At 68.0% G+C, this 15942-nt stretch carries 7 protein-coding genes; 6 read left to right on the forward strand and 1 reads right to left on the reverse strand.

Features of this window, described 5'->3' with window-relative positions; all coding sequences use genetic code 11:
* Positions 1 to 26: 26 nt before the first annotated feature.
* The 5 genes from ASG64_RS11535 to ASG64_RS11555 all read left to right on the forward strand — a co-directional run bounded on the left by ASG64_RS11535 (position 27) and on the right by ASG64_RS11555 (position 5651).
* Positions 27 to 1067 (forward strand): hypothetical protein, encoded by a 1041-nt coding sequence (locus ASG64_RS11535; protein ID WP_156388361.1) that lies wholly within the window; start codon positions 27 to 29, stop codon positions 1065 to 1067.
* Between the two features lie 295 nt (positions 1068 to 1362).
* The gene (locus ASG64_RS11540) at positions 1363 to 2376 is read left to right on the forward strand and encodes a daunorubicin/doxorubicin resistance ABC transporter ATP-binding protein DrrA (protein ID WP_056073700.1); all 1014 of its coding nucleotides are present in this window, start codon (positions 1363 to 1365) and stop codon (positions 2374 to 2376) included.
* Entirely contained in the window at positions 2373 to 3173 is an 801-nt protein-coding gene (locus tag ASG64_RS11545; RefSeq protein ID WP_056073702.1) for an ABC transporter permease, read from the forward strand. Before ASG64_RS11540 ends, ASG64_RS11545 begins: the two co-directional genes overlap by 4 nt.
* Positions 3170 to 4021 (forward strand): ABC transporter permease, encoded by an 852-nt coding sequence (locus ASG64_RS11550; protein ID WP_056074331.1) that lies wholly within the window; start codon positions 3170 to 3172, stop codon positions 4019 to 4021. Before ASG64_RS11545 ends, ASG64_RS11550 begins: the two co-directional genes overlap by 4 nt.
* 187 nt (positions 4022 to 4208) lie before the next feature.
* The gene (locus ASG64_RS11555) at positions 4209 to 5651 is read left to right on the forward strand and encodes a wax ester/triacylglycerol synthase domain-containing protein (RefSeq protein ID WP_056073704.1); all 1443 of its coding nucleotides are present in this window, start codon (positions 4209 to 4211) and stop codon (positions 5649 to 5651) included.
* 15 nt (positions 5652 to 5666) lie between these two features.
* Here ASG64_RS11555 and ASG64_RS11560 read toward each other — a convergent pair whose 3' ends face one another.
* Positions 5667 to 14129, reverse strand: a complete 8463-nt coding sequence (locus ASG64_RS11560; RefSeq protein ID WP_156389133.1) for a non-ribosomal peptide synthetase — start codon at positions 14127 to 14129, stop codon at positions 5667 to 5669.
* A gap of 425 nt (positions 14130 to 14554) precedes the next feature.
* Between ASG64_RS11560 and ASG64_RS11565 the strand changes: the two genes are divergently transcribed.
* Positions 14555 to 15919, forward strand: a complete 1365-nt coding sequence (locus tag ASG64_RS11565; protein ID WP_042575421.1) for a wax ester/triacylglycerol synthase domain-containing protein — start codon at positions 14555 to 14557, stop codon at positions 15917 to 15919.
* The last annotated feature ends 23 nt before the right edge of the window (positions 15920 to 15942 follow it).

The raw sequence follows: 15942 nt of genomic DNA on the forward strand, positions 1-15942 counted from the left end.
CTAACGAAACCGACGAGGTCAGTCCGATGACACCACGGCACCGCACGTCCCTTGCTCAGACTTCGCGACCGCGCGCGCGCTGGCACCGGGCCGCTGCGGTAGTCCGGGCGCACGCACTGTCCGTCGCTCCGGCAGACGTGGCGCGGTCCGCCTCCCTCGTCAGCGTCGAAAGCTTCACGTCCGCGCTGGAGCGGTACAGCCGTCGTCCCGGGTCATCGTTCGACGGCGTGACGTGGTCGGTGTCGTTTCACACCGACTCCGCCGACTCGAACGCGGTGATTCTGGATCTGCTGGAGCGGGACGCCGTTTCCGGCATCACGACCGTGGATATCGTCTTCGGTGTCGACTCGACTCCTTCCGTGCCGTCCGGATCCGCCGTCGTGGTCTACAACGGCCCCGATGCCGTGGCGCTTGCCGTGCTGGTCGATCTGATCGACGACGTCCTCGTCGACGACGACGTCCGGTCCACACTCGCCGTCACCGCTGCGGGCACCGATCTCCTGGCGCGGACACTGCGCGCCGTCGACGAGTTCGGCGACGGACCCGGTGCGCCGCGGATGCGCACGGCCACGCCCGGCGATTCGATCGCGATCGGCGTGCGCATGGCGGATCTGGACAGCCTGACTCAGTCGTTCGGCCAGGTCGGTGTGGGTGACGTCGTGGCCGGCATCGCTTCTGCCGCGTGGCGTCGCAGCGCTCGTCCGGCGCTCGTCCCGGACACTGCCCCGCGTCCCCTGAGCGATGTCGCGATCGAGGACATCGAGGTCGTGCACGTCGCGGAGCGGGAATTCGTCCGTGCCGGGTCGTCGCGTGTGCTGGGAACGTTCGGTCCGCACGAGCGGGTGCGGAGCGCCGCGGTCAGTCTGACGTTGTCGACGACGCCCGCAGTGCAGGATCGCAGTGCAGTTTTGGTGGTCTACATCGAGGTACACCCGAGTGCCGGAATCACCGCGCCGGAGTTCGCCGCGGAAATGCAGAACTCTCTCGCCGAGCTCCAGGCGACGGCCGGGCAGGGATTCACCCGCCTGGACGATCGCGGTCTCGCCGCAGTCGGACATGTCGCCTGACGGCACGCCCCATCCCCGCTGTCGGCAGCGGTCCCCGCACATCACTCGACCTGCAGCGACTGCAACGCGCTGACATTCTTCCGGCGTGAAACAGTCGCTGTGGAGGCGCGCCCGGGCCCGATCGAAGCGGGTCGATGCGTAACATCGACGGCGGCTCGTGGGATGTTCTTCTACAGTGCCGCCTTTCGGAGGGCTGATACGCGCTCGTTTCGTGCACCGAATGCACGCGAGGAATGCGTGTCACCAGAGCCGTCCGTCAGAACGATGTTGCACATGCCGACGACAGTGGAGACTCATGCCATCAGATGACACAGCCGTACTCGTCGAGGACGTTCACAAGTCCTTCGGAACGGTTGAGGCTCTGAAGGGCATCGATTTCAGTGTCCCGGCGGGTTCCATCCTCGGAATCCTCGGGCCCAACGGTGCCGGTAAGACGACCACCGTCAAGGTGCTGGCCACGCTGATCAAGCCGGACCGAGGCCGTGCGGTGGTGTCGGGACACGACGTCGCCCGCGATCCTGCCGCCGTCCGCCGCTCCATTTTGATGACCGGTCAGTACGCGGCGCTGGACGACGCTCTCTCGGGCCGCGAGAACCTGATCCTGTTCGGTCGGCTCATGGGGTTGACCAAGAAGTCGGCGCGAGTGCGCGCCGAGGATCTTCTGCACGACTTCGACCTGCTCGAGGCCGGCGACCGTCAGGTCCGCGGATATTCGGGCGGTATGCGTCGTCGTATCGACATCGCATGCGGACTGGTCGTCAGGCCGAAGGTCGTGTTCCTGGACGAGCCGACCACCGGACTCGACCCACGAAGCCGCAAGGCTGTGTGGTCGCTGGTGTCGTCGTTGCGCGAACAGGGCATCACGACGCTTCTGACGACTCAGTACCTCGAAGAAGCCGACGTTCTCAGTGACAGCATCATCGTGATCGACAGCGGCCGGGTCATCGCGCAAGGTACCGCGGACGAGTTGAAGGCCACCACCGGCGGCAACTACTGCCACATCGTTCCGGTCGATCCGACACAGATGCGCCGCGCCGCCGATGCCCTCGTCGGCATGCTTCCGCCCAGCTTCAGTGCCGCGGACCTCGACGCCGACACGTTGACCATCCCGGCGCCGGACGGCCCGGCAACGCTCGCCGAGGCTCTCAAACGTCTCGACGCCGCGGGTATCGCTCTGTCCGACATCGGCTTGCGCCGCCCCTCGTTGGACGACGTCTTCCTCTCCCTCACGGGACGAAGCGACGTCGATCCCGCCGACGACGGGTCCGCGACCGCCGACGCACCGCTGCAGTCCGGGCGGCCCGCGTGACCTCGTCGATCGAGACGCGTCGAGCCTCGCACCGCGCTCCCGAACCCACTGCCTTCAAGCAGTGGGCCAGCTTGTCGGGACGCTCGCTGGGCTCGATGGCACGCTCGGGCGGTCTCGTCGTGGCGATCATCGCGCCCGCGGTCTACACGGTGGGCTTCTACCTCCCTCTGCGACTCGTCATGCAGTTCCAGGGCTTGAACTACGCCCAGTTCCTGATGCCGATCATCTGCCTGCAGGCGATGGCCTTCACCGCGATCTCGGCCGCACAGCGCGCCGCGATCGAGGGCCAGTCCGGAATGACCACCCGACTGCAGACCATGCCGGTCACGCCGTGGGTGCCGCTGCTGTCGAGAGCCACCGCCAACCTCGTCCACGCGTCGCTGTCGCTGGCGGCGGCCCTGGTGTACGGATCTCTCATCGGGTTCCGATTCCAGGCCGGGTTCGACGATGCCGCCATCTTCGTGCTGTTCGCCCTCCTCGTCGGCGCCGCGCTGACGACGGGCGGTGACGCCATCGGGTCGCTGTCGCGGTCACCCGAGGCCACCAGCCAGGCCTTGACGCTCCCTCAGCTGATCCTGGGAATGCTGTCCTCCGGGTTCGTCCCCGAGACCGGCTTCCCCGAATGGATCCGCCCCTTCGTCAGGAACCAACCCATCTCACTGTTCTCCAAGGCCATGCGCGACATGGCGGACGGCGGTGTCAACGCAACCAGCCTGTGGCCGGCCATAGCGTGGGCGGTCGGCCTGATCGTCGTCCTCGTTCCGCTTGCCGTGTGGGCGAGCACGAGGCGAGCATGAGTACACGAGACCGCGCCGGCGAGACCGTTCTGGATCTCCGCGCGCTGCCGGAACCCGATCGGATGCTCAGTGAGCTGAGCCCGGTCGCCCTGTCCTCGCAGAGCGCTCTTCATTGCGGGAGATTGCTGCGACGGTGGGCTCGGGACCCTCTCACGATCATTCAAGCCGTCATCTATCCCATTCTTTTCCTGTTGATGCTGCGGACCGTACTGGGTAATTCGATCTCGTCCGCCACGGGTGAGAACAGCATCTTCGGAACCGTCCCGTTGATCTCGATGGTCGCGGCCATGTCGGGCTCTCTCGCCAGTGCGGTCGGCTTGCGACGAGAGCGCGCAGCGGGTCTGGTGTCCCGATTCCAGACCCTTCCGGTCCACCGTGCGGCCGGCCTGATGGGACGCCTGCTGGCTGAGACCGCCCGCATCGTGACCACCACCGTGCTCATCATCGTGGTCGGGTTCCTGCTCGGGTTCCGCTTCGACCAGGGGCCGATCGCCGGAGTCGCAGCGATGTTGGTGCCCTTGGCATTCGGTATCGGATTCGCCGTGTTCGTCACCTCGACGGCCATCGTGACCACGACGTTCCCGTTGGTCGAGAGCGTGGGCATGGTGTTCACGATCCTCATGTTCTTCAACTCGGGTTTCGTTCCCACTCGCGGGTACCCCACGTGGCTGCAGCCGTTCGTCGAGCACAATCCCATCTCGTGTGCGGTCGATGCGATGAAGGGCCTCACGCTCGGCGGACCGGTCACCTCTCCCCTCCTCCAGTCGCTCGCCTGGTCTGTCGGACTCTTCGCCGTCTTCGTCGTTCCGGCGATCCGCGGATATCGACGGGCCGCCGAGTCCTTCTGACATCCGTGCGTTCCGACAACGGCTCGGCAGCCGTTGTCGGAACGGCGTAACACTTGTCGGAACGGCGTAACACAATGGCGAGTCGGGGCTATAACCACCGCAAGAGCGCGGTCCACGGGAAGCCTGCGCATGTCGTGAGGACCCTGATATGTCTACTGCCGGAACGCCACGCATCGGGGTCCGAAGGATGCCACGCATCGGAGTCCGGGTACCACCCCGCGACGCGATCAATGTCCTGGCCGAGAGCGACCACGTCATCGCCAACCTCGTCGACGTTCTCGTCGTGGACGCAGCCGGGACGGACGCTGCCGACCTCACGCACGACGTCGCCTGCGCATGGATGCGGGCTCGACTCGATGTGGACCCCGTGTTCCGGCGCCGCATGCGACGTCGCTTCGCCGATCTGGGCGACCCGTTCTGGATCACCGACCGAGAGGTCGACGTCGCCGACCACGTCGTCGTCGAGCGGATCACCGAGCCCGGATGGTCGGGCGTCGAGCGACACATCGCGCACGTCATGGCCACACCGATGGTGCTCGAGCGTTCGACGTGGGAAATCCATTTCCTGACCGGCATCCGCGACGTCGCGGGCGTACCGGACGGAGCAACCGTCGTCGTCGTCAAGGTTCATCACTCGTCGATGGACGGGCTCGGGTTGGTATCCGTCATGCGCGCGCTGTTCGCGGATCCCGGAATGGCGCACGGCGGTGCCACCTCCACCCCGCGCGGCGGCTCGGCACCCACGATGATGCGCCCGCTCTGGAGGGAGGCGGCGTCGAGCGTGCCGCGGGCGATCGCCTTCGTCCGCGCCATGTCCGCATCACGGCGCGCGATGGCGCCACGCGCCCACCCACCGCGCCCCGCGACGCGGTTCAACTCCCGCATCACGCTCGATCATCGGATCAGGGTGCTCTTCCTGGACCTGCCCCGCATCCGGGCGATCAAGCGCGCCGTTCCCGAGGTGACGGTCAACGACATCCTGCTGACCGCGGTGTCCCTCGCGATGAGCAGGTATCTGCACGACAAGGGCGAGGAACCCGTGGCCACGCTGAGTACCACGATGCCGTTGGACATCGACGGTGCCGTCGACTCCCCCGCCGCGAACCGGACGACGTTCGTCGACGTCGACCTCCACACCACCGAACCCGAGCCGATGCAGCGACTCCGCGCGGTCCACGGATCCGCATCGGAGGCCAAGAACCGCGTGAAGGCGATGCTCGACACGCACACGGTCGGACCGTTCGACGTCGCACCGGCGTCGGTCCTACGGGTGATCGGGGCGCTCTCCACGATGGCACCGCACGACCGGCCGACGGTGCCGTCGAACACCGTCGTGTCGAACATGCCCCACGGCAACGACGCCCTGTGGTTCCTCGGAGCACCGGCGGTGTCGGCGTTCATGCCGATGCCCACCGTGGACGGGATGGGGTTGATACACCACGTCACCTCGCTCGGCCGACGAGTCAGCGTGACCGTGACCGTGGACTCGACGATGATGGCCGACCCCGACCCCGACCCCGACCGCTACATGCGGTACCTCGACGACGCCCTCGTCGTCATGGAGGGCGCAGCAGCACTCGCCGCCGAGCCTGCGTCGACGCCTGTCCCGGCTGTCGCCGACAAGGTCTGACGCGCGCGGAGAGTCCTACCGCGTCAGGACATCAGCTCCCAGGACGGTGACGTGGTCGGCGACCGTCGGCAGCGCGTCGGCACCGTCGTGGACGACGAGCGTCTGCAGATCGTCGAGCGACTCCACGTCCAGGTTCGTGATCTGCGCCCGACTCACCACGGCGTGCGTCACCCACTCGTCGGCCAGTGCGTCCGTCAGGTCGACGGATTCGTCCAGCCCGACGACTGTCGCACCCGCCGCCGCCGCGGAGACGATCGCGAACACCGACCAGTCGAGAGCAACGTTCTCGCCCACGGCGATTCGCGATTCGTACGTCACGCCGAAGGAATCGGTGGCGACAGCTGCGCCGACAGTTCCGAACGTGATCGTGCGGTCGTCCGTGACCACTGCCGGAGTGTCCTGATCCGGAGACCGAACGCCGTCGGACGGTGACAGGGGCCCGCCATGGCCCGTCGACCCCGCATCGCCGCGGAGCGCGACGGACCGATCGGATGCGCGTCCGGTGAGCGCAGCACCCACCTTCGCCGCCGCCCACGTGGCCGCGACGAGCGACGCGGGATCACTCGCCGTCGTCGATACCACGGTTCCGGGGCCCGCGCCGTCCGCGAGCAGCGCTCGAGCGAGGCGATTGGATCGCGCGTCCATCTCGGCGTAGCTGACCTCGAGGTCGCCCGCCGCGAACGCGGGGGCACCCGGGTCCGCCTCGACGGACGACGCGATGGACGCCGCGATCGAGCGCGTCGGAACGCTCGGGCGCATCACGTCCGGACGCGGGTTCGATACGGATACTGCTGCAGCAGAGCCGATGTCGACCGAGCTGATGACGCGGCCGGGATCGTCGGTGACGGCGTCGAGCACAGCGGAGAACACATCGGCGAACGTCGACACCGTGGCGGCATCGAACAAGTCGGTCGCGTAGGTGAAGAACGCCGAGACGTCGTCCCCTACCTGCCGGTGCGGTCGATCCTCCACGGTCAGAGTCAGATCGAACTGCGCCGGGTCGAACGGCGTCTCGAGTTGCTGCACGTGCAACCCGGACAGGTCGATCTCGGACAGGTCGGTGTTCTGGTAGGCCAACGCGACGCGGAACAGGTCCGCCGAACGCGACGACTCGACAACGTCGACGACGGCATCGAACGGGACGTCCGCGTGGGCGAAGGCCGACAGCGCGACGCCTCGGGCGTCGTCGACGAGATCGGTGATCGTGGCGTTCTCGTCGATCCGCAGGCGCAGCGCCAGTGTGTTCACCAGCATGCCGACCATGGGATCGAGTTCCGCGCTTCCTCGTCCGGCCACCGCGGTCCCGACAGTGATGTCCGACGTACCGCTGATGCGCGACAAGGCGACCGACAGCGCCGCGTGCACGACCATGAACGGTGTCGCGCGACGTTCGCGAGCCAGGACGCGCACTCGCTCGTACGTCTCCGCCGGGATCTCGAATCGGACGGACGCACCGATACCCGAGGGCACGGGCGGACGCGGACGATCCTGCGGCAGGGACAATTCTGCCGGCATGCCCGCCAGCGTGTCCCGCCAGTAGGCGAGCTGACGTGCCGCGAGGGAGTCGTCGTCGGACGGGTCACCGAGCAGATCACGGTGCCACAGAGCGTAATCCGCGTACTGGACGTCCAACGGCGACCAGGCGGGCAGGACACCCGCCGACCGGGAGGCGAACGCCGTCACGACGTCGACGGTCAGCGGCGCGAGCGAGAATCCGTCCGCGGCGATGTGGTGGACGACGACGAGAAGGACGTGATGATCCTCGGCCAACCTGAACAGTCGCACGCGCAGCGGGACCTCGGTGGTGACATCGAAACCGGTCGTGGCGACCGCCAGGATGCGGTGCGGCAGGTCGTCGCCCGAGACCGATATCGGTTCGAGGTCGACCTCGTCGATCTCGCGCACGACCTGTCGCCCGTGGCCGTCGACGTCCGGGTAGACCGTCCGCAGAGTCTCGTGCCGGGCGATGACGTCCTGCACGGCGGTCCGCAGAGCGTCCACATCCAGAGGTCCACGCAGGCGGAGTCCGATGGGGAGGTTGTAGTTCGCCGAGTCCGGATCGACTCGGTTGGCGATCCACAGCCGTTGCTGCGCGGGTGCCAGAGGGAGCACCTCCGGGCGCGATATCGCCGTCGGCCGACGCCGCGACGCACCGTCGACGTCGAGGTTGTTGGCCAGATCGGCCACCGTGGTGGCGTCGAAGATGGTGCGCAGCGGCACCCGGACACCCAGAGCGGCACCGATTCTCGCGGCCACGCGGGTGGCGACCAGCGAGTTGCCGCCGAGGGCGAAGAAGTTGTCGTTCAGCCCCACACGCTCGACACCGAGCAGTTCGGAGAGCACCTCGGCAACGACACGCTGCTCCAACGTGCGTGGTTCGCGGAAGCGGCGCGGATCGACCACCGGATCGGGAAGTGCTGCGCGGTCGAGCTTTCCGCTGACACCGAGCGGCAGCGCGTCGAGCACGACGACGACGGGAACCATGTACGCGGGGAGCACGCGAGCAGCGTCGGCACGCACCATGTCGGTGTCCACCGTGACCCCGGGCGCCGGAACGACGTAGGCGACGAGGGTGTCGTCGCGGACGATGGCCACGGCTCGCGCAACCCGGGAGGATGTGGAAACCGCCGCCTCGACCTCGCCGAGTTCGATCCGCAGTCCCCGCAGCTTGACCTGATGATCGACGCGACCGGCGAACTCGAGTGCACCGTAGTGGTTCCACCGCGCCAGGTCACCGGTGCGATACATCCGCGCGCCGTCGTGTCCGGGAACCGCGACGAATCTGTCCGCCGTGAGGTCCGGTCGACCGTGATAACCGCGCGCACTCTGGATTCCGGCGAGGTACAGCTCACCCACCACACCGTCGGGAACGGGGGCCAGAGCGGCGTCGAGCACCAACGCCGAGGTCCCGTCCACCGGAACACCGATGGGGACCGAGGGCGGTTCGCCGCGTCCCACGGGATGAGCCGTGGCGTGCACGGTGAACTCCGTCGGACCGTAGAGGTTGTGGACGTCGATGTCGCAGGTCTCGCGGAACTCGTCGACGACGGCGCGGCCGAGCGCCTCGCCGGCGAGGAACACGACCCTCAGCGACTTGCAGGCGTAGCTGTCGGCAGCTTCGGTGAAGACGGCGAACATCGACGCGACGAACGAGATGGCCGTGATCTTGTGGCGAGCGATGCTGCGCAACAGATACTCCGGGTCGCGGTGCCCGTCGTGCTCCGCGACGACGACGGTTCCGCCCACCGCAAGTGCCACGAACATCTCCCAGACGGAGACGTCGAAGGTCATCGGCGTCTTGGCCAGCACCACGTCGTCGGAGGTGATGGAGAAAGCGTCCGCGAACCAGTCGGTGTGGTGCGCGACGGCGCCGTGGGGAACGGAGACGCCCTTCGGGACACCGGTGGAGCCGGAGGTGAACACGATGTACGCGGTGGTGCCCGCGTGGACGGTCCCGAGCCGTTCCTCGTCGGTGAGGGGTCCCGACGGCAGCGACTCGTCCTCGAGCTCCGACAGGAGCACGGCGAGTGGCCCGCCCACGTCTCCCGCAGTCACGACGCAGACGGGCGCCGTGGCCTCGATGATGGTCTCGATGCGGGCGGTGGGCTGGTCGGGATCGACGGGTACGTATGCGCCGCCGGCCTCGAGCACGGCGTACACCGCGACGAGGGCGTCGACGGATCGTGGGAGCGCCACGACGACGGCGGACTCCGGTCCGACGCCGCGACGGACCAGCGCTCGCGCGACACGGTCGACACGTGCTGCGAACTCGCCGTAGGTGTAGTCGTTCTCGTCGTCGGCGACGGCCCTGGCGTCCGGCGTCTCGAGCACTCGATCGCGGAACCGGGACAGCACGGTGACCGCGCCGGTAGTCGGCTCCGGCTCGAACCGCCGGACCATGCGGCCGCGTTCGACGTCGCCGACGAGGTCGATGTCGGCCAGCGCGACGGTCGAGTTCTCGGCCACCGCGTGCGCGACGGCCAGGAAGCGCTCACCGAGAGCGACGGCCGTTTCCTTGTCGAACAGGTCTGTCGCGTAGCCGATCGTGGCCGCGAGTCCGTCGGGGGCGCCGAGGGGAGTCACCGAGTCCACCAGCGTGAACTGCAGGTCGAACTTCACCACACCGAGGTCGAACTCCAGCGTCTCGAGGCGTAGATCGGTGAGCTCGAAGTGCGCTTGCCCGAGATTCTGGAACGCCAGCATGACCTGGAAGATGGGGTGCCGCGCACGAGATCTCGGCGGATCGACCACCTCGACGAGCCGCTCGAACGGCACGTCGGCATGGGCGAACGCGGCCAGATCCTGCTCCCTCGTGTGAGCGAGGAGTCGGTCGAAGCTCTGGGTCGTGTCGACGCGTGTGCGCAACGCGAGCGTGTTGACGAACATGCCGATCATGTCGTCGATGGCCGCGTCTCCGCGGCCCGCGATCGGCGTGCCGACGGTGATGTCGTCGGTTCCGGAATGCCGCGCCAACACCACGGCGAGGATCGAGTGCACCACCATGAAGAGAGTGGACGAGTTGGCCCGTGCGACGTCGACGAGACGCGCATGGAGTTCCGGGTCGATGACGAACTGTTCCGTGGCGCCCGCATAGGTGGGCTCGGTCGGGCGCGAACGGTCCCGTGGAAACGGCAGCTCGTCCGGAAGATCGGCCAGCGCGCTGAGCCAGTACTGCTCCTGCCGGGCGATGATCGACTCAGGATCGTTCTCGTCGCCGAGGGCGTCGCGCTGCCACACCGCGTAGTCCGAGTACTGCACCGGAAGCGGTGCCCAGGCGGGGGCGAACCACGCGATCCGCGCGCTGTACGCGGCCATCAGATCGCGGGCCAAGGGAGCCATCGAAGCGCCGTCCGCCGAGATGTGATTGACGACGACCGCGAGCACGTGGGTGTCGTGCGAGGTGCGGAACAGCGTCGCGGCGACGGGCACCTCGACGGTCACGTCGAAGGCGCGGGATGCGAGCTTGGCCACCGCGGCGGGCAGGTCGGACTCGCGGATGTCGACGGGGGTGAGGTCGGGGACGACGGACTCCGCCATGCGCGCGATCTGCACGGGTCCCGACGCGCTGTCCGGGTACAGCGAGCGCAGCGACTCGTGCCGGTCGACGACGTCGAGCATCGCCACCTGCAGGGCGGGGACGTCGAGATCTCCGACGAGCCGGACGGCGAAGGGGATGTTGTACGCGGCGGACGACGGATCGAAGCGGTTGAGGAACCACATGCGCCGCTGGGCGTAGGACAGAGGCGGCGCATCGACGAGGGACTCCGGGTCGGCGGATGCCGTGGCACGACGGACCAGTGGCGGCCGCGCCGCGACAGCGTCGCCGAACTGCAACTTCGCCGCGAGGGCCGACACCGAGGGAGCCTCGAACAAGGTCCGTACGGTCACGGTCGTGTCCAGCGCGGCACCGAGGCGGGCGACGGCCCGCGTGGCGACGAGCGAATTGCCGCCGAGCGCGAAGAAGTCGTCGTCCCGACCGACACGGTCGACGCCGAGCAGCTCCGCGAACACCGACGCGACGATTTCCTCGACGGGCATGCTCGGTGCCCGGAATTCGTGCACCTCGATGACGGGCTGGGGCAGCGACGCTCGGTCGATCTTGCCCTGCACCGTCATCGGCAACGCGTCGAGAACCATCACCGACGAGGGCACCATGTGCGAGGGCAGACTCTGGACGGCGAAGCGGTGGATCTCGTCGCTGTCGACGGTCCGTCCGTCCTCGAGGACGACATAGGACGCGAGCGTGACCACGCCTGCCGTCTGACGGTGCGCGACCGTGACCGACGACCGCACGCTCTCGTGCATGGACAGGACTGCGTCGACCTCGCCGAGCTCGACGCGGATGCCGCGGATCTTGATCTGGAAGTCCGCGCGACCGACGTAGGCGATCTCGCCGTCGGCCGTCCAGCGGACCAGGTCGCCGGTCCGGTACATGCGGCTGCCGGCGTCGTACGGGGACGCGACGAAGCGACCCGACGTCACGCCGGGCGCCCGAACGTATCCACGAGCCTGCGAGGGTCCGGCGAGGTAGAGCTCACCGACGACGCCGGTAGGAACGGGCCGCAGCCACTTGTCCAGCACCAGGCACGACGCACCGCGGACGAGCGTGCCGACCGTGATCGGATCCCCCGCGGTCATGGCCGTCGACATGTGACTGATCATCGTGATCTCGGTCGGCCCGTACGCGTTGTACATGCGACGACCGGGAGCCCACTTCGCGACCAGATCGGCGGGGCACGCTTCACCGGCGGTGACGATGTGCCGAACGTGATCGAGACCGATGGAGTCGAGCGACGCGAGGGCGGCCGGCGTGATGGTCATGTGCGTGACCCGCTTGTCGGTCACGTAGTCCGCGAGGTCCTCGCCGCCGAAGACGTCCGCCGGTGACACGACCAGGGTGGCGGACCGGGAGAGCGCCGACAGCATCTCGAACAGGGAAGAGTCGAAGCTCGGCGACGCGAGCGCCAGGATGCGCGAGGTCGGCCGGACCTGCAGGGCGAACTCGATGTGGCGCGTCAGGTTCGCCACGCCGCCGTTGCCGACCACGACGCCCTTGGGCAGGCCGGTGGAGCCCGAGGTGTAGATGACCCAGGCGGGAGTGTGCAGGTGGATAGGTCCGAGACGGTGGGCGTCGGTGACTCTGTCGGGCGAGAACTCGGCCGCGGCCCGGTCGGTCTCGGCCGCGTCGACGGCGATCCACTCGACCGAGTCGGGGAGCAGCGCCGCTCGACGCGTATCGGACAGACCGATCAGGGCACCCGAGTCGGACACCAGGTGCTGGATGCGCGCGGTGGGAAGCGCGGGATCGATCGGCAGGAACGCTGCGCCCGTGCGGGCCACCGCCCAGATGCACAGGATCGTGTGCAACGACCGGGGCAACGCCACGGCGACGATGCTCTCGGGACCCACGCCCCGCGAGATCAACATCCGCGCCATCCGGTTGGCGGACGCGTCGAGCTGTGCGTACGTGATGACGCCCTGCGCCGTGTCGATGGCGACGGCCTCGGGGTCGGTCGCGACGGCGTCGTCCATGACGTCGACGAGTCGGCGGGGGAAGACGGACGGCGTGCCGCGGGCGGGGACCAGGTTCGACCGCTCCTCGGGCGCGAGCAGCTCGATGTCCAGAACGGCGCGGTCGGCGCCGGCCTCGGAGAAGCGGCGCAGGAACGTCAGGAACCGCGACCGGATGTCGTCCACCGCGCGCTGCGAGTACAGGTTCGGGTTGCACTCGAGGTCGATCTGGAGCTCGTTGTCCCCGCCGGGCGCCGGGTACAGGTTCATCGCGAGGTCTTCGACCGGCCCGGTCGTGAGCACGTGGTACGACCCGCGTACCTCGCCCAGCACCATCTCGTTGTCGAACATCATCAGGTTGACCGTCGGACCGAACAACCCACGGGTGTTGGTCAGCTCCCCCGCGTCGCGCCGGATGTCCTCGTGGCGATACCGCTGCCGTCGCAGCGCACCGGTGAGTTCGCGCTGCACCGCGTCGACCGTTCCGGCCACGGTGGCGGTGTCGTCGACACGCACGACCAGCGGCACGACGTTGGAGACCATGCCGCCGGAACGACGCAGGATGGCACTCGACCGACCCGAAACCGGGAGGGAGAGAACGACATCCGTGGCGCCGGTCATGCGGGAGACGTACGCGGAGAAGGCTGCGATGGCCAGGGTCGCCGTCGTGGTTCCCAACGAGTCGACACCCTTGGCGAGGGCTTCGGCGACGTCCACCGGGGTACGGCCGGACGCGGACCGGCACGGAACGGACACCGGCGCTGCGGTGTCGACGAACGAGACCGCGTCGGGAAGGGACTCGAATTTCTCCGCCCAGTGACGCCGGTCGTTCTCGAATCGGGTGGACTCGCGGTACGCGACGTCGTCCTGCTGGATGGTGCGCAGATCCTCCGCACGCGTCGGCGTCGGGACCTCACCGCGGACCAGGGCCGAGTAGTGGGCTGCGACGTCCCGCAGCAGCGTCATGGCGCCGAAGCCGTCCAGCACGATGTGGTGGATGCGGCAGTACCAGAAGTACCGTTCGTCGGCGACGCGGATGAGGTAGGTGACCACCAACCGGTCCTTCACCAGGTCGATCGGGGAGGCGCACTCGTTGCGCATCCACTCGATCGCGGTCTCCACCGGGGTGGCGTCGTCACGCAGGTCGAGGTGGCGCATCGTGTCGGTGATCGTGAGGTCCACCACCTGTTCCGGCACACCGTCGGTCTCGACGATCCGGACGAAGCCCGAGCCGAACCTGGTGCCGACGGCGATCATCGCCGCTTCGAGGGCGTCACCGTCGACCGGGCCGTTCAGATCGACGTAGTGAGCGATGGAGACCGGAACTGTGCCGGAGAGCTGCTGGGCGAACCAGATGCCGCGCTGCGCGGCGGTCAACGGGATGGGCTGGAGAGCCGTCGGATCGGTCGCGTCCGGTGTACCGACGTTCGAGTCGGGTGCGACAACCTCGATGTCGGACGACTGCACGGACTGGACCTCCGACTCCACTGGCGGCACGCTGTTCGCGCCGCACGTTTCCCGCGAGGGCCCGCGACCTGTCGCCGTGTGATCCCTCGTGATCGGTCCTCGTTCCGGTTACTCAGTCTTTCACAGACCGCAAAACCTCGACAAGGTGAACAGTCTGCACACCCGACCCGTTCGTGACGCCCGATACGGTCGACCGGACCCTACGACACGGCGATTGTCGATGGTGTCACCGTTTCGACGCCGACCGAGACTTTACACAGGTACAAACCGGTCGTTCCGGGATACAGCACCGAATACGGACCAGCTCTCACCCATATTCCACAAATATCGTTGCTGCAGCACCAGAATCGATGCGACCCGTCCCAGGAGACTGCGTGAACACATTCCGGCGTTCGACCAGGCGGCCCGCTCCGCGAGGCCGTCCCATGACCTCGCGAGACGCACTGAACCTGTATCTCGAGACCACCCACACCTCGGCCATCCTCATCCACGCCTTCGTCGTCGATGTCGCGGCCGGGACCGGCCCGGGCATTCGTAACCATCAGGACGCCGTCGACTACGCCCGGTCGATCGTCCACCTCGATCCGATCTTCCGGCAGAAACTCCACCGGTATCCGAGGGACGTGCACTATCCGTTCTGGGTGGACGACCCGACGACGGACGTCGGCTCCCACGTGTTCGTCACCACCCAGCAACCGGGTGAGACCGACATCGTCCGCCGCCGGACCGTGGAACTGTCCCGTGAGTTCTTCGACTTCCGCACCGGCCCCGCCTGGCAGCTCCACTTCCTCGTCGACCTGCACGGTGTCGACGGCGTTCCCGACGGGGGAACGGTCATGATCGCGAAGTTCCACCACAGCGCGATCGACGGCGTGAGCGCGTCCGACCTCATCTCCCGGATGCTGTCGCCGACCCCCGCCGAGCCGAGGCCGTCCGCCCCGGAGGTTCCCGCCCCGTCGACGCCGCGCGCGCTGGCCGCCGTCCCGAAGGATCTGGTACTCCTGGGCGCGACCGCACTCCGCTGGGCCACCAGGAAACGCCCGACCGCCCCCGTACCACGGCCGGCCGCACCCGGGGCGGTGCCGGCCACACGCTTCAACGGCGACATCGAACCCGACATGGCTTGGGACCTGACCTGGTTCGATCTCGACCGCATCCGCCGCATCAAGGCCGGCTACGCCGAGACGACCGTCAACGACCTCATGACCGCCATCATCTCGCTGGCCCTGTCCTCGTATCTGGACGAGCACGGCGAACTGCCCGAGGCGAGTCTGTCGATCTCGATGCCGATGAGCACCCGCTCCCTCACCGATGCCTCCACCGCGAACCAGCTGACCCCGATGACGGTGGATCTGCACACCGACATCCCCGACGCGGGACAGCGACTCCATGCGATCCACGCGTCGTTGATCGACGCGAAGGAGGCCGTGGTCCGCTCCGCCTCACGGACCGGCCCACCGCATCCGTTGACCGCCATGCCGTCGGTCGTCGTCCCGATCGTCGGTGCCCTCAGCCCGACCCCTCCCGAGAAGCCGACGACCTCACCGACCACGACCATGCTGAGCAACGTCAGCTACGGGCGGGGTCCGCTCGAACTGCTGGGCGCACCCGTCGTCGGCTGCTACGGCGTCCTCCCCGCGGTGCGGGGCGTCCACCTCACCCACTCCGTGCGGTCGGTCGGATCGTCCATCTCGATGTCCGTCGCCTCGAACGCTCGCGCGATGCCCGACATCGAGCACTACATGTCCCTGATCCGCGAGGCCGTCGACCGCCTCGAGCGCGAGGCCTGACCGGTCACCGCAGCGTGTTGCTG

Source organism: Rhodococcus sp. Leaf247 (assembly GCF_001426185.1).
Classification (GTDB): domain Bacteria; phylum Actinomycetota; class Actinomycetes; order Mycobacteriales; family Mycobacteriaceae; genus Rhodococcoides.